The organism is Myxococcus hansupus, from assembly GCF_000280925.3.
Lineage (GTDB): Bacteria > Myxococcota > Myxococcia > Myxococcales > Myxococcaceae > Myxococcus > Myxococcus hansupus.
This window is the reverse complement of the sequence record NZ_CP012109.1, coordinates 2,856,337-2,882,826: the sequence shown is the minus strand read 5'-3', so window position 1 is coordinate 2,882,826 and position 26,490 is coordinate 2,856,337. Positions and strand designations below refer to the sequence as shown.

The 26,490-nt window shown below is 69.7% G+C and carries 3 protein-coding genes; all 3 read right to left on the bottom strand.

The genetic code is table 11. The features are described from left to right. Positions 1 to 24: 24 nt before the first annotated feature. Genes A176_RS11465 through A176_RS11455 form a run of 3 tightly spaced genes read right to left on the bottom strand, consistent with a single transcriptional unit; the run spans position 25 to position 26,488 of the window. A complete protein-coding gene (locus A176_RS11465) occupies positions 25 to 4,566 on the bottom strand; it encodes a non-ribosomal peptide synthetase (protein WP_002639508.1) in 4,542 nt (1,513 codons plus the stop codon). Next, on the bottom strand, positions 4,563 to 10,976 hold the full coding sequence (locus tag A176_RS11460) for a type I polyketide synthase (protein WP_002639509.1): 6,414 nt from the start codon (positions 10,974 to 10,976) through the stop codon (positions 4,563 to 4,565). Before A176_RS11460 ends, A176_RS11465 begins: the two co-directional genes overlap by 4 nt. Next, the gene (locus tag A176_RS11455; protein WP_021780892.1) at positions 10,973 to 26,488 is read right to left on the bottom strand and encodes a type I polyketide synthase; all 15,516 of its coding nucleotides are present in this window, start codon (positions 26,486 to 26,488) and stop codon (positions 10,973 to 10,975) included. The genes A176_RS11460 and A176_RS11455 overlap by 4 nt, the downstream gene beginning before the upstream one ends. Between the last annotated feature and the right edge of the window lie 2 nt (positions 26,489 to 26,490).

The window sequence follows — 26,490 nt, the reverse complement described above, 5'->3', positions numbered from 1 at the left end:
CGCGCGGAGTGCCCCCCGCGTCCCTCAGCGAGTCCCAGGCGCCGCGAGGAAGCCACGCCCCACGAGTGACGAGAGGTACGTCGAAATCAGGGAGGCATCCACCGGCGGGCAGGCCGTCCTGGTCGGCTCCAACGCCTTCCGCGTGTGTCCGCTGTCGCAGACGACCATCCGAGGCCCTCCCACGCTCCGGTCCTCGGCAGGAACCTGCTGAAGGAACATCAGCAGGTCCCCCAACTCGCTGTCAGACGGCGCCGCGTGCCCCAACTCGGCGAGCCACGCATCGTAGGCCAGGACTCGGAGCCCGTACCCGAACGCTTGCATGTGCGACCACATGTCTTCCGCGCGGACGAAGTGCGGGTTGACCAGATGGAACGTCTGCCCCACGGACTCCGGGCGAAGGGACAGGTCGACGATGGCGCTGCTCACGTAGTCAACGGGCGTCACATCGAGCAGGGCTTCGACAAGAGGGGCGCTTCCCAACTGGACGCACCCCTTGAGCGTCCTGCACACCAGGTCGTCCGTATTCCAGGCTCCGGTCCGGCTATGCCCCGTGACCCGTCCAGGCCGGTGGATCGTCACCGGGAGGCCGCGCCGCGAAGCCTCTCTCACGAGCTGCTCCGCTACCCACTTGCTCTGGGCATATCCGCCCAGCAGGCTCGACGCGCCTTCCAATGGCTCATCCTCGCGGATGGGCCGCGGCCGTCCCACGGGGAGCACGGACACCGTGGAGACATAGTGGAGCGGCTTGATGCGCGTGCGCATCGACAGCCGGAGAATCTCCCGGGTCCCCAAGACGTTGGCCGCCCGCATCGACTCGTAGGGATAGAGGAAATTGACGAGCGCGCCGTTGTGATAGACGGCGTCCAGCTCCTCGGAGAGCCGGTCGAATCCCGTCTCGGAGAGCCCCAACAGGGGCAGCCCGATGTCCCCCTGGACGATGACGATTCGCGGCGCGATTTCGTCTCGCCACAGCCCATACCGCTCCAGGTTCACGCGAATCCGGAGCATCCCCTCCCGCTCCGTCTTCGCGCGCACGAGACAATAGAGACGCGCCTCCGTCTTCCGGAAGAGTTCCTCCAAGAGGAAGGCTCCGAGGAACCCGGTGGCGCCCGTCAGCAAGACAGCGCGTGCAGGACCCTCGGCCTGCGGCAAGTCGTGCCCAGGCGAGAGGTCCGCCGCCAGCACGGCGTCTGCTTCCATGTCCACGGTCACATCATGGGTGGGCAAGGCGCCTGACTTCGCCGCATCCAGGGTCCGGGCCATCTCCTCGAGCGTCGGCGCCTGCAACAAGGCTCGCAGCGGGATGTCCGACCCCGTGAGGGTCCGCGCCAGGACGAGCACCCGGTAGAGCAACAACGAGTGTCCACCGAGTTCGAAGAAGTGGTCGCGGACGCTCACCTGCTCCACGCCGAGGACTTGCTCCCAGATGACCGCCAGCGCGGCTTCGCTAGGGGTCCTCGGCGCCACGTACGCCTTCACCGGACCGGCGCCCAGGCGCGTCGGCGCGGGGAGCGCGGCGCGGTCCACCTTCCCGTTCGGGGTGAGCGGCAGCGCCTCCAAGCGAACGAAGATGGAGGGAACCATGTACTCCGGCAAGCGGGACTTCAGGTGGTCACGCAGCTCCGCGGACTCGGGGTTCTCCTCCCCTCGGCCCACCACGTACGCCACCAGGTGCTTGTCGCCGTCCCCACCCTCTCGCACGACGACCACCGCGTCCCGCACCTTCGGGTGCGTCAGCAGCGCCTCGCCAATCTCGCCCAGCTCGATGCGGAAGCCGCGCAGCTTCACCTGGTGGTCCATCCGGCCCAGGTATTCGAGCCGTCCGTCTGGCAACCAGCGCGCCAGGTCGCCAGTCCGGTACAGGTGCGCCCCTGTCTCCTGGCTGAACGGCGACGTGACGAAGCGCTCGGCGGTCAGCTCCGGCCGCCCCAGGTAACCACGCGCGACCCCCTGGCCTCCGATGTAGACCTCTCCCGGCACGCCCACGGGCATCGGCTCCCGGTTCGCGTCCAGCACGTACACCTGGGTGTTTCCAACCGGGCGCCCGATGGTGGGCGTCTGTCCCCTGCCCACGCGTGTGTACGTCGAATAGGTCGTCGTCTCGCTCGGCCCGTAGAGGTTGAAAACAGCCTCGACGTGGCCGAGCGCATGGATGTGTTCGACCAACGCCCCCATGAGGGCCTCACCGGCCAGATTCACCGTGGCGACCGAGCCTGGCACCGCCCCTGCTCGCAACAGCGCGGCCATGGCCGAAGGCACGGTGTTGATGAGCGTCACCTCGTTCGCCGCAGGGAGGTCTGGTAGCTCCAGCGCGTTCTTCGCGACGATGACCTTCGCGCCACAGCACAGGGGCGTGAAGATTTCGAAGACAGACAAATCGAAGCAGACGGACGTCGACGCCAAGGTCCCCGCCAGCACCTCCGGCGAGAAGACGCTCATCGCCCACTGCAAGAAGGCCACGGCGTTGCGGTGGTCAATCATCACGCCCTTGGGCTTGCCCGTGGAGCCCGAGGTGTAGATGAGGTACGCGAGCGACTCCGGCGTCGTGATGGGCTCCAAGGCGCGTACAGGCTCGCCGCCGATGACGTCCGCATCCGAATCCAGGCACACCACTCGCGCGGAAGTGGCCGGCAGCTCCGGCACGAGCCGCTGCTGCGTGAGCAGCACAGGAACCTGCGCATCCTCCAGGATGAGCGACAAGCGCTCCTTCGGATAGGCCGGGTCCAACGGAACGTAGGCGCCGCCGGACTTGAGGATGCCGAGCAAACCGATGACGAGGTCCTCCGTCCGCTCGACGCAGAGGCCGACACGTGTCTCCCTCCGCACTCCGAGCCTTCGGAGGTGATGCGCCAGTTGATTCGCCCGGCGATCGAGCTCGGCATAGGTCAGGCGCGTCTTGCCACTCACCACGGCCACGGCTTCCGGCGTGCGCTCGGCCTGGGCCTGGATGAGTTCATGCATGCACGCGGCCGGGACTTCGAGCCTCGGACCGTTGCACACGGTGAGCAGGTGCGTCCGCTCGTGCTCGGACAGCAGGGGCAGCTTCGACAGTGGCGTCTCCGGCTTCGCGATGGCCGCCTCCAGCAACACCTGGAGATGCCCCACCATCCGCTCCACGGTCGAAGCCTCGAAGACCTCTCGCGAGTACTCGAGCATGCCGGCCAGCCCCCGCGGCCCCGAGGCCAGGATGAGCGACAGCTCGAACTTGGCGACGCCCTCCACGCTGCCGTCCGGAGCGCCCTTCAAGAACGACCAGCGCGTTCCAGGCAGGTCCAGCGTGGGCGCGGGGATGTTCTCCAGCGTGAAGCAGGCGCGCACCAGCGGGTTGAGGCCACCCTCTCGCGACGCACCGGCCGCCTTCACCACCTCGCTGAACGGCAGCGTCTGGTGGTCCTGCGCATCGAGCACCGTCTTCCTGGCACGGCTTAGCCACGTCCCGAAGGTGGGGTCTCCCGACAGGTCGGACCGGAGCACGAGGGTGTTCGCCATGAAGCCAATCAGGTCCGGCGACACGCTGCCGCGATTCGCGGTCACCGTCCCCACGCCGAAGTCAGCCTGTCCGGAGTAGCGGTGCAGCAGCGCGGAGAACGCCGCATACAGCACCATGAAGAGGCTGCAGCCTTCTCGTTGGGCGAAGGCCTGCACGGCGTCGCTCAACCCGGGGGAGAAGGCAACGGGCACCGTCGCCCCTCTGTGGCTCATCGCGCTGGACACGGCATGGTCCACGGGGAGCTGCAGCGGCGGCAACCCCTGCAATACGCTCTTCCAGTGAGCCCTCTCACTGTCACCCTCCGCTCCCGCCAGCCACGCTTGTTCGCGAAGGGCCACCTCGGCGAACTGCATGGACGCGCGCGGCAATGCCGCCACCTGCCCCCGGACGAATGATGCGTACAGCGCGGAAAGCTCCCGGATGAAGACGCCCAGCGACCAGCCGTCCGTGATGATGTGATGCTTCGTCACGAAGAGGGCGAAGTCGTCGGTGTCCAGCGCCACCAGCGCCACGCGGAAAAGCGGCCCCGTGGCCAGATTGAAGGGTTGCTGGGCCAGTGCCTCCGAGTGCCGCTGAAGCACGTCCTCCCGCGCGGCGTCGGACAGACCTGGGAGGGCCGTGATGTTCAGCGCCGCACCGACGTCCGGTGACGCGATGACCTGCCGAGGCTGTCCATCCACCTCCGGGAAGGATGTCCGCAGGACTTCGTGCCGCCGAACGAGCTGATCCAGGCTCTTGCGCAGCGCCACCGAATCGAGCGTGCCTCGACCCCGGAGGCCCAAGTGGACGTTGTACTGCGAGGTCCCTGGCGACAATCGGTCCAGGAACCAGAGCCGCTCCTGGCCGCTCGACAGGGGAATGACCTCGGGCCTCGCGACCGACGGTTCCGGTGCCGTGTCGTCACGTCCCGTGTGCTTGCGGAGAAACGCGAGGATGTCTGCCTTGTTCGCGGCCAGCGTGGACCGCAGCTCCGGCGTGAAGACGGACTTGCTCGCTTCGACCACCAGCGTGTCACCATCGACGCGCAGGCGCACGCCCTTGGACGCAAGGGTGCCCAACAGCTCCCGTACACTCATAGGACGAACACCTCGTTGTCATTGGCGGCGGCCGATTCCGCCACCGGCACTGTGACCTCCACCGGATGAGCCAGGGTCTCGGCCAGGACGCGGTCCATGACTTCACTCTGGAGATGCACACAGAGCGCATCCAGCGTCGGGTGCTTCCAGATCAACGACGCGGGGAGCGACAGCCCCAACCCCGATGCCAACCGGTTGCGCAGCTCCAACCCCATCAACGAATCCAACCCCAGGCTTTGGAGCGGCGCTTCCACATCGATGCGCGCGGAGTCGAGCCGAAGCACCCGGCCCAGTTGTGCTCGCACGAAGGACTCCAGGGCGACGCGTGCCTCGCGCGGCGTCGCCAGCCGCAGCGTTTCGAGCAGCGCGACGTCCGTCGCCCCCGGAGCCCCGCTTGCCGAACCCGCGGGCACCAACTCCGACAGCCACGGCGCGGACTTCGCTCGGGGATAGAACTCCACCCACTGACGCAGCTCCAGCGGCATCACCGCCATCTGGGTGACACCCCCATCCAAGAGCCGGCCCAGGATGGCGTTGCCTTCGGCGGGCGTGAGGCTGTCCGAGCCCCGCTGCGCCAAGCGTTCACCCCGGTTGGCTTGCGCCGCGGCCAGTCCCACCTCCGAGAACGGGCCCCAGTTGATGCTCAAGCCAGGAAGCCCCAGCTCGCGCCGGTGATGCGCGAGCGCGTCCAGGAAGGCATTGGCGGCCACGTAGTTCCCCTGCCCTGGCGCGCCAAACAGGGAGGCCGCGGACGAATACAGGACGAAGAAGTCGAGCGGCGCATCTCGCGTCAGGACGTGCAGGTTCCAAGCGCCGAGCACCTTCGGCGCCATGACCCGGCGGAAGCGCTCCACCGTCTGCTGGAGCAGGACGCCATCATCCAACACACCCGCGGCGTGAATCACACCCCGCAACGGCGCGGGGCCCCGGGCCAGCTCCGCGAACGCCCGGCCCAGTTGCGCGCGGTCCGACACGTCCGCCGCCATCACCCGAACCCTCGCGCCCTGGGCTTTGAGCGCGGCCACGTCCGCTTGCTGCGCTGGTGACAGGGAGGCATCCCGTCCCAGGAGCACGAGGTGCCCCGCGCCCTGCTCCACCAGCCACTTCGCCACCTCGAAGCCGAGCCCGCCGAGTCCTCCCGTGACGAGGTAGGTGCCATCGCCGCGAAGCCTGCGGGCTCCCTGGGCGGGCACCACCACTCGGGCGTGTGGCTCGTTCAAGGGGAAGAGCACCGCTTCCGTCGCCGCCGAGGACAGCGCCCCCGCCTCGAAGAAGGCGTGTTTCACCTCATGCCAGAGACGGGAGAAGCGCTCCGGCCAGCGCCGCGCGAAAGCCAGGATGTCGACGACGCACCACGCGATGTTCGCGTCCCCATTGGTCACGGGCGTGGCCGGTGAAGCCCGCAGGTCGAGGACCCGTGCGCCGTCGGCCAGCATGGCGAGGCTTCGCTCGACCTCGGTGGCGCCCGGAGCGAGGACCACCAGGTCAATGCCTCGCCCGCCCGTCGCGTCGAGGACCCCATCCACCGCGGAAACCTTCCGCGGGTCGACCACGGCGTCGGCTCCGAGTTCCCGCAGCGAGGCCCCCTGTGCGTCGGTGAAGGCCGCGGCGAAGACCTCCGCGCCCATTCGCTGGGCCAGCTTGATGGCCGCCCGACCCAGTCCGTGGTCCGTCCCAAGCACGAGCACACGCTCGTGTTTCTCGAGGCGGCCCAGTTGGAGCAGGCCGTACCAGACAGGCAACACCGTCGCGGCCAGCGCCACCGCTTCGTCGTGAGAGGAAGCGGGAGGACGCAGCACGGTGCTCCCGACCGGCACGCACAGATGCGAGCCGAGCCCCGACGCCACCAGGGCGATGCGCTCCTCCCCCAGCGAGACGTCCGTCACGCCTTCACCCAAGGCCACCACGCGCCCACTGCACGCGGTGACCTGAGGGGCATCCCACGGCTCCTGGGCACCCGTGTCCGCACGTGCCGCCACATGGAGTTCGAGCTCGACCTCGCCGCGACCCGGCGACCGTCGTTCAACAGCCCGGAGCTCCCGGAGGCCCCGCGCGCCGCGCGTCACCTGGAAGGGGTGGCGCCCCACCGGAACCACGGCTTCATCCGGCGCTCCACCAGGAGCCCCCCTCACGATGCGCCCGACGTAACGTCCCTCGATGCGGAGGGAAACCTCCTCCTCCGCGTCCGCCGACAACAGCTCATGCACCAGCGCGGAGCTTCCGGCTTCGGCCTCCAGCGCCGCGGACACGTCCACGCGCGTGCACTTCAACTCGGAATGCTCCTGCGCAATCGTGCGCCCCAGCCCCCACACCGGCGCCTGCGCCACGTCCTTGGCGGAGCGGTGCCCCGAGCCCCGCAGGACGAGCCACAACCGAGGCGGATTCGGCGGCGCCAGCCGGGACAGGCCCTGGACGAGGTGCAGCACGCCGCCGCAGCCCAACAGCGGGTCTGCCTCGAGCGACACCGGACCGCTCAGATAGACCACACCCCGTAAAGCATCCCCAGCCCCCAACGCCTCGGACAGCACCGCATCGAAGGCACCTGGCGCGAGGCCGTCCACCTCGCCGCGTCCCGTCACGTCGACGCGGAGGACGTCCCCACGACGCGAGCGAAGTTGAGACTCCACTCCGTCCGCGAACTCGCTGCCATCCGCGATGAGGAGCCACCGGCCAGTCGCTTCCGTCCCTTCCGAGGGGAGCGGTGACAGCGTGGCGACGTGCCGCCATTCGTGTGCGAAGTACAGGTCCTTGCTGGCCCCTGCCTCGGCCGGAGCATCCAGTTGCTGAACCCGGAGCCCGAGCATCTCGGCAACCACCCGGCCCGCTGCGTCACGCAGCACGAGGTCGAAGGTGTAGACGCCGCTTCGGGCCCCATCCCGCAACTTCACATGGCAGTACGCCTCGCTCCCCGGAGCGGCATGGAGCCTCAGCGCGTCGAGTGCCACGGGCACGGCGGGACCTGCCTCGGCCTTGATGGCTTCCGAAGGCACGGCCGAGGAGACCAATTGGAAGCAGGCATCGAGCAACGCGGGATGAACGCGATACGCGGAGGCCCGTGCGGCAACCGGCTCGGGCAGCCGGACATGCCCCAGTGCTTCCTCCTTGCCGCGCCACACCTGCTGGACGCCTTGGAAGGCGGGCCCGTAGACCACGCCATTGCGAGCCATGGCCGCGTAATGCGACGCCTGCGGAATCACCTCCGTGCAGCGCGCCCGAATGGCGTCGAAGGACTCGGCCAGCGGCTCCGTGAAGCGCCCGTCAACGGGACGAAGCCGACCTACGACGTGCGTCATCCACCCCGGCTCCGGCGCCGCGGTCTGGCTCGCGAGCTGGAACGTCAGGGAGCCTCCGCCGCCGCGGTGCATCGCCAGTTGAAGCGTGCGCGTCTGGCCCTCCGGGAGCACCAGGCCTTCCTTGAAGGTGGTCTCCACCAGCTCGTACACCGTGTCCGAGTCCTGTTCCTTCGCAGCGGCCAGCGCCATCTCCAGGTAGGCCGCGCCCGGCACCACCACCGAGCCCGCGACACGGTGGTCCGCCAGGTACCCGGGCTCGCTCGCGCTCAGCGAGGACTCCCAGAAGCGGGTCTCCTGCTGAATGGAGGTCGTGAACGAGGCCCCCAACAAGGGATGACTTCCCGTGCCCGCTCGCACGACGCGGCCCGCCAGGTCCAACCAATGTCGCTCCCGCTGCCAGGGGTACGCAGGCAGTGAGACCCGCTGGCGCCTGCTCGGATGCAACCGGCCCCAATCCACGCGATCCACGCGCGTGGACAGAGCGCCCAGGGACGACAGCAGGGACGGCCACTCCTCCTGCTCCCGGAGCAGGCTCGGCACCACGAGCCCACGGCCGGAGGCGTCACCGTCCCGCAGCATCGCATCCACGAAGGGAACCAGGATGGGGTGCGGGCTCAACTCAATGAAGAGCACGTTTCCATCCTGGATGAGGCGCTGCACCGCGTCCGCGAACAACACGGGCTGGCGCAGGTTGCGCACCCAGTAGGCGGCGGTCATCTCCTCACCGTCGATGGGCGCTCCCGTCACGGTGGAGTAGATGGGCACCGTGCCACGGGTGGGCTGGAGGGCGGCCATCCGCTCCAGGAGGTCCTGCCGCAGCGGGTCCATCTGCGGGCTGTGCGACGCCACATCCACCTTCACCCAACGGCAGAACACCTCCCGCTGCTCCAGGCGCGCCAGCACCCCCTTCAAGGCCTCGGGGTCGCCCGAGAGCACCGTCGCCTTCGGGCCGTTGCTGACCGCGATGGCGATCCGGTCCTCCACGCCGAGGAGCTCCACCTCCGCTTGCTCGCGGGAGAGGTCCACGACCGCCATGGCGCCCTTGCCACTCACACGCCGGAGGAGCTTGCTCCGCTCGCAGATGATGCGCGCCGCGTCGTCCAGCGAAAGCGCTCCCGCGACATGCGCGGCGGCGACCTCGCCCATGCTGTGCCCCACCACCGCGTGCGGCTCCAAGCCCAACGCGCGCCACACCGCCGCGAGCGCCACCTGCAAGGCGAACAGCGTGGGCTGAATGACGTCGATGTCATTCCAACGGGGCTGCTGTCCGGGGTTCTTCAACACCTCCTGGAGAGACCAGTCCGTGTGGCGTCCCAGCGCGCCATGACATCGGTCGATGGCTTCCCGGAACGTCGCGTCGCGTGCGTACAACTGACGCCCCATGCCGAGCCACTGCGAGCCCTGGCCCGGAAACACGAAGACGACTTTTTGCGTGGTGCTCCGGCGGCCCGAGGACAGCCCCGCGTGGGCCTCGCCCGCCGTGAAGGCGGTCAACTGGGCGAGGAGCTCTTCCTTGGACTTCGCCGCGAGCGCCACCCGGTGGTCATGGTGCGTGCGACACAGGGCCGTGGTGTAGCTGAGGTCCGCGAGCGTCCCGGAGTCCTCGCGTCCGAGGAACGAACACCACGTCTTCGCCAGGTCGGCCAGCGCTGGCGCCGACTTCGCGGACAGGACGACGAGCTGCGCTGACGGCTCCTCGGCGGGCGTCACGGCGTCGGAGGACACCGGCGCCTCCTCCAGCACCACATGCGCGTTGATGCCACTCAGGCCAAAGGAGCTCACTCCCGCGATGCGCCGCCCTTCGTGCGCCGGCCAGGGCACACGCTCCACGGGGACTCGCGCGGGAATCCGGTCCCACGCCACATGCGGATTCGGCGTGTGGAAGTGCAGGTGCGGAGGAATCTCCCGGTGCTGCAACGAGAGGATGGTCTTGATGACTCCCGCGATCCCCGCCGCCGGCTCCAGGTGACCGATGTTCGTCTTCACCGAGCCGATGAAGAACGGCCGGTCCTCCGGACGCCCCTTGCCCAGCACCGCGCCCAATGCGCGCAGCTCTATCGGGTCCCCCAGCGGCGTGCCCGTTCCATGCGCCTCCACGTAGCCCACGAGCGCCGGAGGCACCCGCGCGTTCTCCAGCGCCTTCGCCACCACGGCCTGCTGCGACGGCCCGTTCGGCACCGTCAGACCGCCACTCGCGCCGTCGTGGTTCACCGCCGAGCCGCGAATCAACGCGAGGATGGAGTCGCCGTCCCGCTGCGCGTCCGAGAGCCGCTTGAGGACCAGCACCCCACAGCCTTCCCCTCGCACGTAACCATCCGCGGCCGCGTCGAACGTCTTGCAACGGCCATCACTGGCGAGCGCCTGCATGCTGCAGAGACAGATGGTCGTCTCGGGCGACAGGATGAGGTTCACCCCACCCGCCAGGGCGAGGTTGGACTCGCCTCTGCGCAGGCTCTCACTCGCCAGATGGAGTGCCACCAGGGACGACGAACACGCCGTGTCCACCGGCATGCAGGGGCCTTGCAACCCGAGCACATACGCGATGCGCCCGGGAACGAAGCTGTAGCCGTTGCCCGTCGCCATGTACCCGTCGAACCGGGCCGGGTCGTTCTCCTTGAGCAGGCGCGCCATGTAGTCGCTGGACATCACGCCCATGAAGACGCCTGTCTTGCTGCCGGCGAGCTGCCCCGGGGCCACCCCCGCGTTCTCCAGCGCCTCCCACGCGACCTCGAGGGCAATCCGCTGCTGCGGGTCCAGGCTCGCGGCCTCCCGGGGCGCGATGCCGAAGAACTCGGCATCGAAGTGCTCCACGTCGTCCAGGAAGCCGCCCCGGGTTCCGTACATCTTCCCTGGCGCGCCCCGCGTGGCGTCGAAGTAGCGCGGCACGTCCCAGCGGGACTCGGGCACCTCGCGCAGCGCGTCCACGCCGTCGCGCAGGATTCGCCAGTACGACGGTCCGTCGACGGCGCCCCCCGGAAAACGGCAGCCCATGCCGATGACGGCGATGGGTTCGGTCCGGGCCCGCTCCAGGATGTCCAGACGGGACTGCAACTTCTCCACGAGCAACGCGGCCCGCTGAAGCGCGGAGGGTTCGGCGGAGGGAGGTGGGTGGCTCATGTTCCTTCTTCCATCAAGGCGGAGAGCTTCGCGTCGAGCGAAGCAGCGAGCTCATCCGGAGAGAGTTCCATGATGCGTTCGAGGCGGTCCGTGTCCTGGACCGCGCGTGGTGCTTCCTCGGCCTGCACTGGCTCCTGGCCGAAGACTTCGCCCGACAGGTACGTCGCGATGGCCTCGGCCGTCGGGTAGTCGAAGGCGAGCGTCGACGGGAGCGAGGCGCCCACTGTTTTCTGGAGACGGTTGCGAAGCTCGAGCGCCATCAACGAGTCCATGCCCACTTCGAACAGGCGCTCACGCGGCGCCAGCGACGCCGTGGCCTCCAGGCCCAGCACCCGCACCGCCGCGTCCAGCACGTGCTCCAACAGCAAGGCCAGGCGCTGGCGCGGTGGAGCCGCGTCGAGCCGGCGACAAAGCTCGGAGGCCGACGGGACGTCCACCTCGGGTTCGGTGCGAGCCTGACTGGCGACCTCGGCGAGCAAGGTGGGTGTCGCGCCACGGGGGAACTGGGCGAGGTAGCGGCTCCACTGAACCTGCAACAGCGTGAGTTGTGGCCGCGCGAGTCCGAATGCGCGGCCCAGGGCGTCCAGGGCCTCGGCCGGGGTGAAGGCCTCCACGCCCTGCGCCCGGTAGCGAGACGCGAGTTCCGCGGCCATGCCCACTTCGGCCCAAGGCCCCCAGTTGATGCTCAGTGCCGGGAGCCCCAGCGCGCGCCGGTGGTGCGCCAGCGCGTCCAGGAAGGCATTGGCCGCCGCGTAGCTGCCCTGGCCAGGAGCACCGAGCAACGACGAAGCAGACGAGTACAGGACGAAGAAGTCGAGCGGCTTTCCCTGCGTCAAGACATGCAGGTGCCAGGCACCATCCACCTTGGGCGCCAACACCCGGCTGAAGCGCCCCCAGTCCTGCTGCAGGAGCACGCCGTCATCCAGGACACCCGCCGCGTGGAACACACCCCGCAGAGGTGCGAGCCGCTCCGCGTCCTCCAGGACACGAACCACGTCCTCCCGCTTCGACACATCCGCCTGCAGGACGAGGACCTTGGCTCCAGCCTCCTCCAGTGCATGTAGCGTCTCCCGTGCTTCTGAGCGCGCCCCTCCACGTCCCGTCAGCACGAGGTTTCTCGCGCCCCGCGCCACCATCCATCCCGCCAGCGCGAGCCCCAATCCCCCCAGCCCGCCCGTCAGCAGGTAACTGGCATCCGGGTTGAACCGGGGCATGGGGCTTCGCGTCACGTCGCGCGAGGCTCGAATGCGGGCCACGTGGCGCTGGCCCTCGCGAATCACCACCTGCTGCTCGCCGTCCGAGGCGCTGAGCTCCCGCCAGAGGGAGGAGACAGCATCTCCCGGAGCCGCGGGGTCCAGGTCGATGAGCGCACCACACAGCTCAGGGTGCTCCTGCGAGAAGACGGCGCCCAGGCCCCAGAGCGGAACCTGCTCCATCGCGAGAGGCGCCGGACGTGAGTCGAGAGCACGGGCCCCACGTGTCACCATCCAAAGCCTCGCGGTGAACGTGGAGTTCGCCAGCGCTTGGGCCAGAGACAACGCACTGCCCACGCTCAGCTCGTGCGCCGCGCGCAGCGACTCCAGGTCCTCGCCCCCCGGTCCCCTCAGCGCCCACAGGTGGATGACACCCGCGAGCGACTCTCCCGGAAGCACGGCCTCCTGAAGCAGCCGCGCAGGGTCCTCCGCGCGCCGCGCGTTCAAGCTGAAGTGGCCTTCCCCGTGGCGGACGAACGCCTCCCCGGGCTGGACGAGCACGGTGCGGCCACCGCTCTTCGCGATGCGCTCCGCGAGCGCCTCCGCCGTGCCCGTGGTGTCCGCGAACACAATCCAGCAGCCCGTGGCGGGCGTTCCTTCGGGCACGGCCTGCGGCTTCCAGCCCAGTTCGTAGATTCCGTCGCGTTGCCCCTGCCGCAGCACCGCCATCAAGGCCTCACGCGGCGCGCGCTTGTGCTTGAGACCCTCGATTTCAATGAGGACCTGGCCCTGTGCGTCCACCACGGAGACATCCCCCGTGATGACCTCGCCCACGGTGTCCTCGGCATCGCGGCGGACGGCGTAGGCCCACACCGGACCGGCCGGCTGCGCATGGAAGCGGAAGCGCTCCACCGAGATGGGCACGTAGACGCTGCTCAACATCGCGTCCTCGCGGATGAGGTCGGTGCCCATCGCCTGGAGGAAGGAGTCGACCAGGCCGGGATGGACGAACAGGCCGCGGTCGTCCTGCTCCGTCGGCAGGCGCATCTGGCACAGCGCCTCGCGTCCGCCACTGTGGATGCGCTCAATCCATCGGAACGCGGGGCCCAGGTTGAAGCCAATGTCCCAGTTGCGTTCGTAGAGCCCGCCATCGAGCTGCCGGGCGCAGCGCGCTTGGATGTCCTCACGTGAGAGGGGCGCGGGCCGAGGCGCCCCCTCCCCCACTTGGAGCGTGCCGGTGCCGTTCAGCAGCCATTCCTCGGAGGACGTCCCGGCGGCCGCCGCGGAGAGGCTGTAGAGCTCGAAGTCGTACCGGCGCTCTCCCTGAGGTGACAGCACGAGCTGCACGAGCTGCTCTTCCTCGTCCGCGAGCACGATGGGCTGGGAGAAGACGCACTTCTCGATGGTGTAGGGACCGGCGCCGAAAGTCTGAGCCGCCGTCGCGATGATGCGCGCGATGTGGCACGAGCCCGGCACGACGATGGTGCCATAGAGCCGGTGGTCCTCCAGGAACGGCAACGAACGCGCGCTATAGCGGCCCTCGAACACCAGCGCCTTGCTCAGCGGCGAGCGCACGCGTTGACCGACGAGCGCCTGTGCGGTCGTCGTGTGCGAGACGGCACGCGGTGCCTTGGACGCATCCAGCCAGTGGCGTTGGTGCTGCCACGGATAGACGGGCAACGCTACGCGGGAGCGGTGACGCCCCCCATTCAGCGCGTCCCAATCCACGTCCACGCCCCGTGTGTAGAGCGCGGCCAGACTGGCAAGAAGGTGTGCCTGCTCAGGCTGCCCCTTTCGCAGCGAGGGCAACCAGGTCCCCGCGTCGTCCCCGAGCCCCTTGAGCGCCATCCCCGTGAGCGTCGGGTGGGGCCCGACCTCCACGAACACGGTGCCCCCCAACGCCCGGAGCGAGCGAAGCCCATCGTGGAACCGCACCGCCTCCCGCACATGGCGGCGGAAGTACGTCGCGTCGAGCACGGTGCCCTCCCTCAACACCGACCCGGTGACGTTCGAGACCAGGTGGATGCGAGGCGCGCGGAAGGACACCGTGCCCGCCGCCTTCTCGAACGCGTCCAGCATCGGCTCCATCAGCGGCGAATGGAACGCGTGGGACACCGTCAGCCGCCGGGCCTTGACGCCGCGCCCCTGGAACGCCGAGGCGATGGACTCCACGGCCTCCCGTGCTCCGGCGATGACCACGTCCGCCGGTCCGTTGACGGCCGCGATCGACACCTGGTCCGCGTGAGGAAGCAGCGCCTGCGCCACCTCCGCCTCGCTCGCGGACAGGGCCACCATCTCCCCGTCGCGAGGCAGCGCCTGCATCAGCCGCGCACGCTCGGTGATGAGCCGGAGCGCGTCCTCCAGGTCCATGACGCCCGCCACGCAGGCGGCCACGTACTCCCCCACGCTGTGCCCCAGCACCGCCCAAGGCTCCACACCCCACGACCGCCACAGCTCCGCCAGGGCGTACTCCAGCGCGAACAACGCGGGCTGCGTGTAGCCCGTGTCATCGATGACCGCCTCCGAGCCATGCAGCACGGAGAGGAGCGACTCTTTCCAGACGCCCGTGAGCAGCGCATCACACCGGTCCAGCGCCGCCCGGAAGACGGGCTCCGACGAATAGAGCTCCCGCCCCATTCCCGCGTACTGCGCACCTTGTCCCGTGAAGACGAAGACGACCTTGGGAGGCTCGCCCTCGAAGCGGTGGTGCGCCGCCAAGGGAAGTTCCTCCCCCCGTGCGAACGCGAGGAGCCGCTCCCGGGCCTGCGCCGCCGCTTCCACGACGAGCCCGAGCCGGTGCGAGAACACGGTGCGCTGGGTGTTCGTCGCATGGGCCACGTCCGCGAGCGACTGTTCGGGATGGTGGGCGAGATGCTCCCCCACCCGGGCCGCGAGCTGAGTCAGCGCACCCTTGCTCTTCGCGGAGAGCGCGAGCACCTGAACGGTCCGCTCGGACTGCGGCTCCGGCGGGACAGGGCTGGGCGCCTCCTCCACGAGGATGTGCGCATTCGTACCGCTCAAACCGAATGCGCTGATGCCCGCGAGCCTCGGGCGCGAACGCTCCGGCCATGGCGTCACCTGCGTCGTGATGTCCAGCGGGAAGCCATTCAGCTCGATGTGCGGGTTGAGCTGCTTGAGATGCAGATGCGGAGGAATCACGCCGTGCCGGTGCGCCAGGACGACCTTGATGAGCCCGGCGATGCCCGCCGCGGCCTCCAGGTGGCCAATGGCCGTCTTCACCGAGCCGATCATCAGTCGCTGCTCGGGCGTCCGTCCCTCGCCGAGGACGTTCGCCACGGCCCGGACCTCGATGGGGTCACCAAGCGAGGTGCCCGTACCGTGCGCCTCGATGTAGTCCACGTCCGCGGGCGCGACACCGGCGTTCGCCAGGGCGGCGCGGAGTACCTGTTGCTGAGCATCCCCGTTGGGCACGGTGAGCGCACTGCTGGGACCGTCGTGATTGACCGCCGAGCCCCGGATGACAGCGAGGATGTCATCGCCATCCCGCTGCGCGTCCGACAGGCGCTTGAGGACCACGATGCCGCAGCCCTCACTGCGCACGTAGCCATCCGCGGAGGCATCGAACGTCTTGCAGCGGCCGTCCTGGGACAGCGCCCTCAACTGAGCCAGGTAGATGGTGGAGTGCGGCGCCAGCGTCATGTTGACGCCGCCCGCCAGCGCCAGATGGGCCTCCCCCGAGCGCAGGGCCTGACACGCCAGATGCACGGCCACCAAGGACGAGGAGCACGCCGTGTTCAGGCTCATCGCCGGGCCTTGGAGCCGGAGCAGGTACGCCAGACGGCCCGCCGCGAAGCTCGAGTCGTTGCCCGTGGCGATGTACGCATCCCCCGCCGCCGAGGCGCTCCCCACCCCATTGAGCATCGCGTACTCATTGCTGCCGATGCCGACGAACACACCCGTGCGGGTGTTGGCCAGGCGCGCCGGCGCGAGCCCCGCGTGCTCCAGGGACTCCCAAGCGACTTCGAGCAACAGCCGCTGCTGCGGGTCCATGTTCGCCGCTTCACGGGGTGCGATGCCGAAGAACTGGGCATCGAACTGGTCGGCGTCGTCCAGGAACCCGCCCCACCGCGTGTAGGTCTTCCCGGGCACGCCCGGACGCGCGTCGTAGAAGTCGTCGAGCTTCCACCGCGACGCCGGCACTTCGCGGATGGCGTCCACCCCGCCCTCCAACAGCCTCCAGAAGGCCTCGGGCCCGGAGGCCTGTGGGACGCGGCAGCCCAGACCGATGATGGCGATGGGCTCCGTCGCGTTGCTCACGGCGCGGCCCTCCTCGGCCTTCGCGTCGGAGTCCAAGCGCAACACGTCCTGCAGCAGGTACGACGCGAGCGCGGCGACCGTCGGCCGGTCGAAGGCGATGGTGGACGGGAGCTGAACGCCGAATCGAGCCACCAACCTGCGCCGCAGCTCCACGGCCGTGACGGAGTCCATGCCCGTATCGAAGAACCCCTGCTCCAGCTTCACGGCGGCGCTCGAAGCGAAGCCGAGCACACGGGCCACCTCCTCGCGGACCCACGACGTCACCCACTCCTTCCTTCGAGCGGGCGTGGCGTTGCGCAGTGCCGCCAGGGCTTCGCTGCCCTCCGGCGGTGTCACGCTCTCTCGTGTGGACTCTGAAGGCGAACCGAGCAGCGCCAACAGCGGCCTACGTGCCCGCGACTCGTGCACCGACTTGAAGACGTCCCAGTCGATACGGGCGACGCTCCGCTGCGTCACGTCCGTGCCAATCAGCGTGCCCAGCAGTTGGAGTCCGCCGTCCACGGAGACGCCCCGGACGCCCATCCGCTCGAACCAGCGCAGGCCCCCCTCGTCGACCATGCCCTCCGCGTCCCAGGGCCCCCAGTTGATGCTCAACGCATGCAGCCCCCGCGCACGCCGGTGATGCGCGAGCGCGTCGAGGAACTGGTTGCCCGCGGCGTAGTGCGCCAGTTGCGCCGAGCCCCACACGGCCGAGCCCGACGAGAAGTAGACGGTGAAGTCCAGGTCCAGCCCACGCGTGAGCTGGTGCAGGACCCAGCCCCCCGCCACCTTCGGGCGCAGGATGGACGCCAGCGACGCCGCGTCCATCGCCGCCAGGGACACCTGCGTGGAGACACCCGCGGCGTGGATGATGCCCTTCAGCGGAGCCGGCCCACGCCGGATGACCTCGAAGACCTCCGCCATGCGCGTCGCATCCGCCACATCCGCGCTGAGCGCCTGGATGATGGCCCCCTCGGCCTCCAACGCCTCGACGGCGGCGACTTGACGGCCCACCTCACTGTCCCCGTCCAACGAGGACCACGTCTCCCGGTCCGGCAGCCCCCTGCGACCCAGCAGCACCAGGTTCCGCGCCCCCCGTGAGACCAGCCACCGCGCCACGTGGAGCCCCAACCCTCCAAGCCCCCCCGTGACGAGATACGCGGCATCGGCGGGAAGCGTGACTGGGACGGCCCCTTCGACTGGAGCCGAGGGGGTGAGCCTCGCCACGTACCGGACGCCCTCACGGAAGGCGGATTGGTCTTCACCATCGGCCTGGGACACCTCGTGCCACAGCGCCTCCACTTCACCTTCGGGTGCCGCGGGGTCCAGGTCCAGCAGGCCGCCCCACAGCTCGGGGTGCTCCAACGCCAACACGCGCCCGAGCCCCCACAGCGGGGCCTGCACCGGAGTTCCCCGCGAGCCCCCGCCCACGGGCTGGCTGCCTCGCGTGCAAAGCCAGACACGGGCACCCGGCGACTTCGCCAGGGCCTGCACCAGATGCAGCGCCGAATACACGCCCTCCTGCTGCGCGCGCTCCACCTCCGCGAGCGTCGGCTCGGCCGCTTGAGCAGCCTCCGCGCCCCACAGGTGGACCACGGCCCGAACCGGCCCCGCCTCTTCGAGGAGCCGTGCGTAATCCGCAGCGTTCCCTGCTGGGATGGAACGCACCGTGGGTCCTTCGACCGTGGCCTCGTCGCCTGGGACAATCAGCCAGCAGGGTTCGCCCCGCGCCTCCAACAAGGCCACCAACGCCGCACCGACACCCTCGCGATGCCCGAAGACGAGCCAGCGGCCCTCCCCCTTCGGCGCGCGTGAGGGCGCACCACGCGCCACCGCGCTCCAGGTGATGTCATGGACCCAGTCCGCCGGACGGTCTTCGCTCGACGGGGTCGAGGCGCGCGCGCGGGAGGACGGCACCTGTGTCCGCGCGGGGGCATCGTCAATCCAGTATCGCGACCGCTGCCAGGGATAGAGCGGCAGCGGCACGACATGTCCGCCATTCGGGAAGACGCGGCTCCAATCCACCGGGAAGCCCTTCACGTGGAGCCCGCCCAGCGCGCCCAGCATCACCGTCTGTCCGTCACGCCCCTTGCGCAGGGACGGCACCACCGCGCCCTCTCGCCCCCGGCGACCCAGCGCCTGCGTGACGTACCGGCTGAGCGCGGGCTGAGGGCCCACTTCGACGAAGAGAGAATGGCCACCGCTGAGCAGGGCCTCGACCGCATCGGCGAACAGCACCGGCTCGCGGACGTTGCGTGCCCAATACGCGGCATCGAGCGCCAGTCCGTCGAGGACCTGCCCCGTCACCGTCGAGAACAGGGGAATCGTCGTCGGCCGCGGTTCGAGCTCTCCCAGGGCGCTGAGCAGCTCCGCCTGGAGTGGCGCCATCTGGTGGCTGTGGAAGGCATGGTCAACGCCCAGGTCGCGGACAGAGACGCCGCGAGAGCGCAGCACCTCCAGCAACTCGCCCAGCGCGTCGGGCGCTCCCGAGATGACGACGGCCCGGGCATCGTTGACGGCACCGATCGACAACCGGCCGGCATGGGGCGCCAGTTCTCGCGCCGCGTCTTCAGGCGTCAGCTCAACGGATGCCATTCGGCCCTGGCCGGTCGCCTTCTCCATGACGCGGCCTCGATGTGCCACCAGGCGCGCGGCCTCCGGCAGACTCAGCGCGCCCGCCACATGCGCGGCGGCCACCTCACCCACGCTGTGCCCCACGACGGCGGCGGGGACCACCCCCAGCGCACGCCACGCGGCCGTGAGCGAGACCTGAAGCGCGAAGATGGCGGGCTGTGCCACCTCCGTTGCATCCAGCCGCGAGTGCGGGCCCTCCGCCTCCAGGGCATCGACGATGGAGAACCCGGTGTGCGGCATCAAGGCCGCATCGACTTCACGCAGCGCGGCGGCGAAGGCCGCATTCCCCTTGAGCAGGTCCCGCCCCATCCCTTGCCACTGTGAGCCCTGACCGCCGAAGACGAAGACGGGTTGCTCCTTCCGGCCCTCCGCGATTCCCGCCGCCAGGTACGGCGGCGCCGCGCCTTCGAGGAAGGACTGGAGCTGCTCACTCCACTCCGCGGCCGTACGGCCCGCGACCGCGAGACGATGCTCGTGCGGGTTGCGACGAAGCGCGGCGGTGTAGGCCAGGTCCTCGATGCGCGGCGTCGATGGCCGTGGCTTCGACAGGAACTCACGGTACGAACGCGCGAGCGCCCGCAGGGCGTCTTCACTCCTCGCGGACAAGGTGAGGAGCTGCGCCCCCGCGTCGGTGGTACCGGCCACCGGGGACCGTGCGGGCGCCTCTTCCAGAATCACATGTGCGTTCGTTCCACTGATGCCGAAGGAGCTCACCGCGGCGTACCGAGGCCGCTGCGAGACAGGCCACGCCTGCTGCCGCACCGGAATCGCCAGCGGGGTGTCGTCGATGGAGATGCGCGGGTTGAGCGCCTGGAAGTGCAGGTGCTTGGGAATGGCCTCGTTGCGCAGCGCCAGGAGCACCTTGATGAGGCCCGCGATGCCCGCGGCCGCCTCCAGGTGGCCGATGTTCGTCTTGGCCGAGCCGAGATAGCAGCGCGTGTCATCCTCGCGCCGGGCGCCGTAGGTCTCACGGAGGGCCTCGACCTCTATCGGGTCGCCCAACGGCGTGCCGGTGCCGTGGGCTTCGACATAACCGATGTCCCGTGGCGACACCCGCGCCGTGGCCAGCGCTTCTCGAATCAGCGCCTGTTGGGACAGGACGTTCGGCGTCGTCAGTCCCGTGGAGCCGCCATCCTGATTCACCGCCGATGCGCGAATCACGCCGATGACGTTGTCACCCTGCGCCAGTGCATCCGAGAGCCGCTTCAGGACGACGACGCCGCAGCCCTCCCCTCGCACGAAGCCGTTCGCCCTGGAGTCAAACGTCCGGCAACGCCCATCCGGAGACAGGGCCGTGAGCTTGGAGAGCCAGGAACTGGGCCGCTGTGACAGCAGCAGATTCACCCCGCCCACGAGCGCGGCGTCGCACTCGCGGTTGCGCAGGCTCTGGCTGGCCAGGTGCAACGCCACCAGGGAGGACGAGCACGCCGTGTCCACCGACATCGCGGGGCCGCGCAGGTCCAACAGGTAGGAGAGCCGGCCGGCAATCACACTGTTGGAGCAGCCGATGACCGAGTAGACGTCTCCCTCGACGTCCCGCTCCGCCTGGAGCATCGCGTAGTCGTTGCCGCACACACCGACGAAGACGCCCGTCCGCGAGCCCGCGAGCCGCGTCTTCGGAAGCCCCGCGTCGTCCAGCGCCTCCCACGCGACCTCGAGCAGCAGCCGCTGCTGTGGGTCCATCGCCACGGCTTCGCGCGGCGCAATCCCAAAGAACTCCGGGTCAAAGCCATCCACCCGGTCCAGGAAGCCGCCCCAGCGCGTTCCCTTGTGCTCGGCGGCATCCGTGCTGCTCAGCCACCGATCGGCCGGGACTTCACGGACGGCATCCACACCGCCGCTCAACAGCCGCCAGTAGGCCTCCGGGTCATTCGCTCCGCCCGGGAAGCGGCACCCCATGCCGACGATGGCGAGGTGCTCCGGCCCCGCGTCGGCCGTGACCTCTTTCACCTTCGGGGGCGCCAGGGGCCGCGCCTCGGCGTCGAGGACAGGCTCCAGCTTGCCGAACAGATGCGCCGTCAGCGACCGCACCGTGGGATAGGCGTAAGCGAGCGTCGCGGACAGCGTGAGCTTGAGCCCGGATTCGAGCCGGTTGCGCAGCTCCAGGCCCGTCAGGCTGTCCATGCCGAGGTCGCCAAACGGCTGCTCGGAGTCGATTCGAGCCGGCTCCATGCGCAGGATGCGCCCGAGCTGCTCACGCAAATAGCCCTCCAGCACCTCCCGCCGCCGAGCGGGCTCCGCCGCCGCCAGCAGGTCCCTTGCCCCACCCTTGCGCGAGGCGGGCGAGTTCACTCGCTCCTGCATGAGGACCGACAGGAACGGCGATTGCGCCGCGTTCAGGTAGAACTCGCGCCACTGCCGCAGGTCGAGTGGAACCACGGCCGCCTGGGTGATGTCCCGCGCCAGGAGTCTGCCCAGCGCGTCCAACGCTTGCGCTGGCGGCATGTTGCCCACGCCTCGCAGGGCCAGGCGGTCACCTCGGCCCGTCGCCGCCGCCGCGAGCCCCACGTCGGCCCAGGGTCCCCAGTTGATGCTCAATGCGGGCAGGCCCGCCGCGCGGCGGTGGTGCGCGAGCACGTCCATGAAGGCATTGGCCGCCGCGTAGTTGCCTTGCCCCGGAGAGCCGAGCAGCGAGGCCGCCGAGGAGAACATCACGAAGAAGTCGAGCGGCCGGTCCAGCGTCTGGGCATGCAGGTTCCACGCGCCCTGGACTTTCGGAGCCAGCACCGAGCGCAGCCGAGACGCGTCGAGTTGCGCCAACACGCCATCCGCGATGACGCCAGCCGCGTGGACGATGCCTCGCAGCGGAGGCAGCTCCGCTTCCAGCGCCGTGAGCAAGCGGCGCACCTCGTCGGCTCGCGTGACATCCGTGGCGTAGACGCGCACGGTGACGCCGTTCGCGCGGAGCGTGTCCAGCGCCTGATTCGCCTCCGCGGACGGTGCGCTCCTCCCGGTCAGGGCCACGTGCCGGGCGCCTTGCTGGACGAGCCACTTCGCCACCTCCAGACCCAGCCCGCCCAACCCGCCGGTGACGAGGTACGCCGCATCGTCCGAGCGCACGCCGAGCCCCGTCTCCGCCCCAGTCGCCCCTCGCCCCAGACGCGCGACGAAGCGCTGTGCCCCACGCAACGCCACCCGGTCCTCCGGGCCATTCGCCAGGAGTTCATCAACCAGGGACGCCACCTCCTCCGCCGAGGCCCGTGCACTCAGGTCCACATGCGAGCAGTGCAGCTCCGGGTGCTCATGGGTGATGACCGCCGCGAGCCCCGCCAGGGACGCAGCCGCCGGGACACCCGGCACATCCTCCCGGGCCGTGACGTGCAGACCCGACGTCACCAGCCACAAGCGAGGCGCGTCACGCCAGCCGCGTTGCGCCCAGGCTTGGAGCAGTTGCACCACGCTGGTACCGCCGGAGGTCACGGCGTTCTCGAAGGCCATGGGGTCCGAGACATCCGCCGCGACATCGAGCCCGTAGAGATGCACCATCCCCTTGCAGGGCGACCGCTCGCTGAAGGCATCCCGCAGCAGTGACTGGAAGTCCTCGAGCCGCGAAGAATCGACTCGGTAGTGGCCATTCCCCAGCCGCGCGTAGGGCGCCCCGGGCTCCACGACGACGCAGCGCTCGGAGCGTCCGGCGAGGGCGCGGACCAAGGTCAGCGCGACACCTCGCCCGTCCGCGAAGACGAGCCACCCCCCCTCGGTGCGAGGACTCCCAGTCTCGACAGCGGCCAGCCTCGGCTGGGGTTGCCATTGAACCGAATACAGCCAGCGGTCCACCTCATCGGCAGGCGCGCGGGTGGCCGCGGCCTTCTTGCAGACCAGCCGATGCACCTCGGCCACCACCCCACCCCGGTCATCCAGCAGCGTGACGTCGCACTCGATGCTGTCCGAACCCACCGCCGCGCCGTGGGAGATGCGCACGTGGCTCCACAGGCCCGCCGCTGGCGTCGCCAGGACGCGCAGCCGGGAGAGCGCCACCGGAACGTAGACGCCCCCACGGCTGTCGATGCCCTCCAGCGCGGCGGCCAGCACCTGGAAGCAGCCATCGAGCAACGCCGGATGCAGCGTGAAACGCGTCTCCTCGGACGAGGGTTCGCCCGTGAGTTGCACACGCCCCAGGGCCTCGCCCTCACCCCGGTACAGCGCCTGGACGACGCGGTAGCTGGGGCCGTAGTCCAGGCCCAACTCCCGCAGGCCCTGGTAGTGCGCCTCGACGGAGCACGGTGCGCCCAGACGCTCCCGCAGCGACTCCAGCGCGACGGGGGTGACAGCACTGGACACGTCATGCCGCAACGTCCCCTCCGAATGAAGCGTCCAGGTGACCTCGTCGGAAGGCGTCTCGCGCAGCACGGGGGCACTGAAGAGCCGGAACGCGCTGCGCTCCGGGCGCTCCGAGGTGAGCCAGAGTTGGAGCACCCGCTCCTCGTCCTCCGGGAAGGACATGAGCGCGCTGAAGCGCACCTCCTCCAAAGCCACCGCGCCCCCCAGCGCCTGCTTCGCCGCGCCGAGGGCCATCTCGGCCATGGCCGCGGCAGGCAACGCGGGGACGCCCTGAACGCGATGCTCCGCGAGCAGCGGGACGTGCTTCGGGCCCAACTGCACCTGCCACAAGCGGGAGACCTCCCCCTGTGCGGACAAGTCGATGCGCTCACCGATGAGCGGATGCGCGGACGCGGACCGAGCCGCGCGCGCAGTACGGGACGCGGGCTCCATCCAGAAGCGCTCGCGTTGCCAGGGGTAGGCCGGAAGCGGCACGCGCTGGCCCTTGGCCGGGTACACGCGGCTCCACATCACGCGGTGCCCGGAGGCATGGAGCGCCCCCAACGAGGAGAGCATCGTCCGCCGTTCGTCCTCGCCTCGCCGCGAGGACGCGAGCACCAGGCCGTCCATGGACGCGGCGGACAGTGTCTGCTCGATGGCTGGGAGCAGGACGGGGTGCGGGCTCACCTCGATGAAGACGGCATGCTCGCTCCCCAGCAGTTCACGCGTCGCGGCCTCGAAGCGCACGGGCAAGCGGAGGTTGTTCCCCCAATGGGCGGCGTTCAGCGACGTGCCTTCGACGAACGCCCCCGTCACGGTGGAGCAGATGGGGATTCGCGCCGCGCGAGGAACAATGGGTGCGATGCGCCCTTCCAGCTCCCGGCTGATGACCTCCACCAGGGGGGTGTGCGACGGCACATCCATCTTCACCCAGCGGGTGAAGACCCCGCGCTGTCCAAGCGCCTCGACCGCCTCCTTGACGGCCTCATGCTCGCCGGAGAGCACCTGCGACCGGGGGCCGTTCAATCCGCCCAGCCAGAGCCGGCCGCCCCAGGGACGAATGGCCTCCTCGGCGTCCTCCACCGAGAGCTCCACCAGGGCCATGGTCGCGCCCTGCCCCGCGAGGGTCCGCATGAGCTTGCTGCGGTGACACATGATGAGGCAGGCATCCTCCAGGCTGAGCGCCCCGGCCACATGCGCCGCGACCACCTCGCCCATGCTGTGGCCCATCACCGCGTCCGGCTCGATGCCCCAAGCACGCCACAGCGCGGTCAGCGCCACCTCGACGGCGAAGAGGACCGGTTGGTTGATGTCGATTTCCGCCAGACGTGAGTGCGGCTCGTCCGCGCCCAGCTCGTCGAGCACACTCCAGCCCAGATGGGGTCTCAGCACCGCGTCGACGTTGACGAGCGCCTCCCGGAACACGGGCTCGCGCTCCAGCAACGCCCGGCCCATCCCGACGCGCTGTGCACCTTGGCCGGGATAGACGAAGACGACCTTGCGCCGTGCGCTGAATGCCTTTCGGCCCGCCCACGTGCCCTCTGGAAGCTCGCCGCGCACGAACGCCCGGAGTCGCTCGGCGGTGCGCGCAGGAGTGTCCGCGAGGACCGTGAGCCGGTGCGCATGGTGCGTGCGGTGCGAGGACGCCGTGTAGCAGACGTCCACCAGGCGGTCGCCACTCTCTCCGACGAGTCGCTCCGCGTGGCGCGCCGCGAGGGCCACCAGGGCCTCACGGCTGCGCGCGGACAGCGGCAGCAGTTCGTCACGGAGAGGCAGCACGTCCTGGCACGCCGAAACGGGCGCCTCCTCCAGGATGACGTGTGCGTTGGTCCCACTGATGCCGAAGGAGCTGACACCGGCGCGGCGCGGCTGACCGGACGACTCCCACGGCGTGAGCCGCGTGGGAATCGTGAGCGTGCCGGCCTCCATGGGGATGCGCGGGTTCACCTGCTTGAGGTGCAGGTGCGCGGGGATGCGCTGGTGCCGCATCGCGAGGACGACCTTCATGATGCCCGCGATGCCCGCGGCGGACTCCAGGTGGCCCAGGTTCGTCTTCACCGAGCCGACGCCACACACCCCACCTTCCGGGCGAGGCATGCCGTAGGTCTCCTGGAGCGCCTCGAACTCAATCGGGTCACCAATGGGCGTGCCCGTGCCGTGCGCCTCCACGTAACTCACGTGCTCTGGCTTCAACCCCGCGCTGTCCAAGGCCTGGCGGATGAGGGCCTGTTGCGAGAGCACGTTGGGCGTGGTGAGTCCGGTCGACCGTCCATCCTGGTTGATGGCGGAGCCACGAACCGTCGCCAGGATGTGGTCGCCGTCCGCGACCGCGTCCGACAGTCGCTTGAGGACGACGAGCCCGCAGCCCTCGCCCCGGGTGAAGCCATTGGCGGAGGCATCAAACGCCTTGCTCCGGCCATCCGGCGCGAGCGCCTGGAGCTTCGCCACGAGCTGCACGGACCGCGGCGACAGAATCAGGTTCACGCCACCCGCGAGCGCCATGTTGCACTCACGCGCGCGCAGACTCTGACATGCCAGATGGAGCGACACGAGCGAGGACGAGCACGCCGTGTCCACCACCAGGCTCGGGCCCTGGAAGTTGAGCAGATAGGACAGCCGGCCGGAGAGGACGCTCGCGGCGACGCCCGTGGCGCTGAACGCGTCCCCGGTCTCAGGCTGCTCCACCTGCATGCAGTGGTAGTCGTCGTTGCACGCGCCGATGAACACGCCGCTGCGGCTGCCGGAGAGCCCCTCGACGTCCAGCCCCGCGTCCTCGAGCGCCTCCCAGGCCACCTCCAGCAACAAGCGCTGCTGGGGGTCCATCCGCACGGCCTCGCGCGGCGAGATGCCGAAGAAGGCCGGGTCGAACCCATCCACCGCGTCCAGGTAGCCGCCCCACCGCATGGCACCTTCCGCGAGGCCGGAGACGTCTTCTCCCGGCCAGCGGTCGAGCGGAATCTCACGGACGGCGTCCACCCCCGCTTCGAGCAGCCGCCAGTAAGCCTCCACGTCATCCGCGCGCGGGAAGCGGCACGCCATGCCGACGATGGCGATGGGCTCCTTCGCCGCGCCTTCCACGGCATTCAACCGCGACTGCATCTTCTCCAACGCCACCAGCATGCGCTTGGCGGGAGACAGCTCGGCCGATTCGTCGTTCCGATGGGACATAG

Excerpts from the sequence above, each read along its gene's own strand:
- A176_RS11460 (WP_002639509.1), bottom strand. The coding sequence starts at position 10,976 with ATGAGCCACCCACCTCCCTCCGCCGAACCCTCCGCGCTTCAGCGGGCC.
- A176_RS11455 (WP_021780892.1), bottom strand. The coding sequence starts at position 26,488 with ATGTCCCATCGGAACGACGAATCGGCCGAGCTGTCTCCCGCCAAGCGC.
- A176_RS11465 (WP_002639508.1), bottom strand. The coding sequence starts at position 4,566 with ATGAGTGTACGGGAGCTGTTGGGCACCCTTGCGTCCAAGGGCGTGCGC.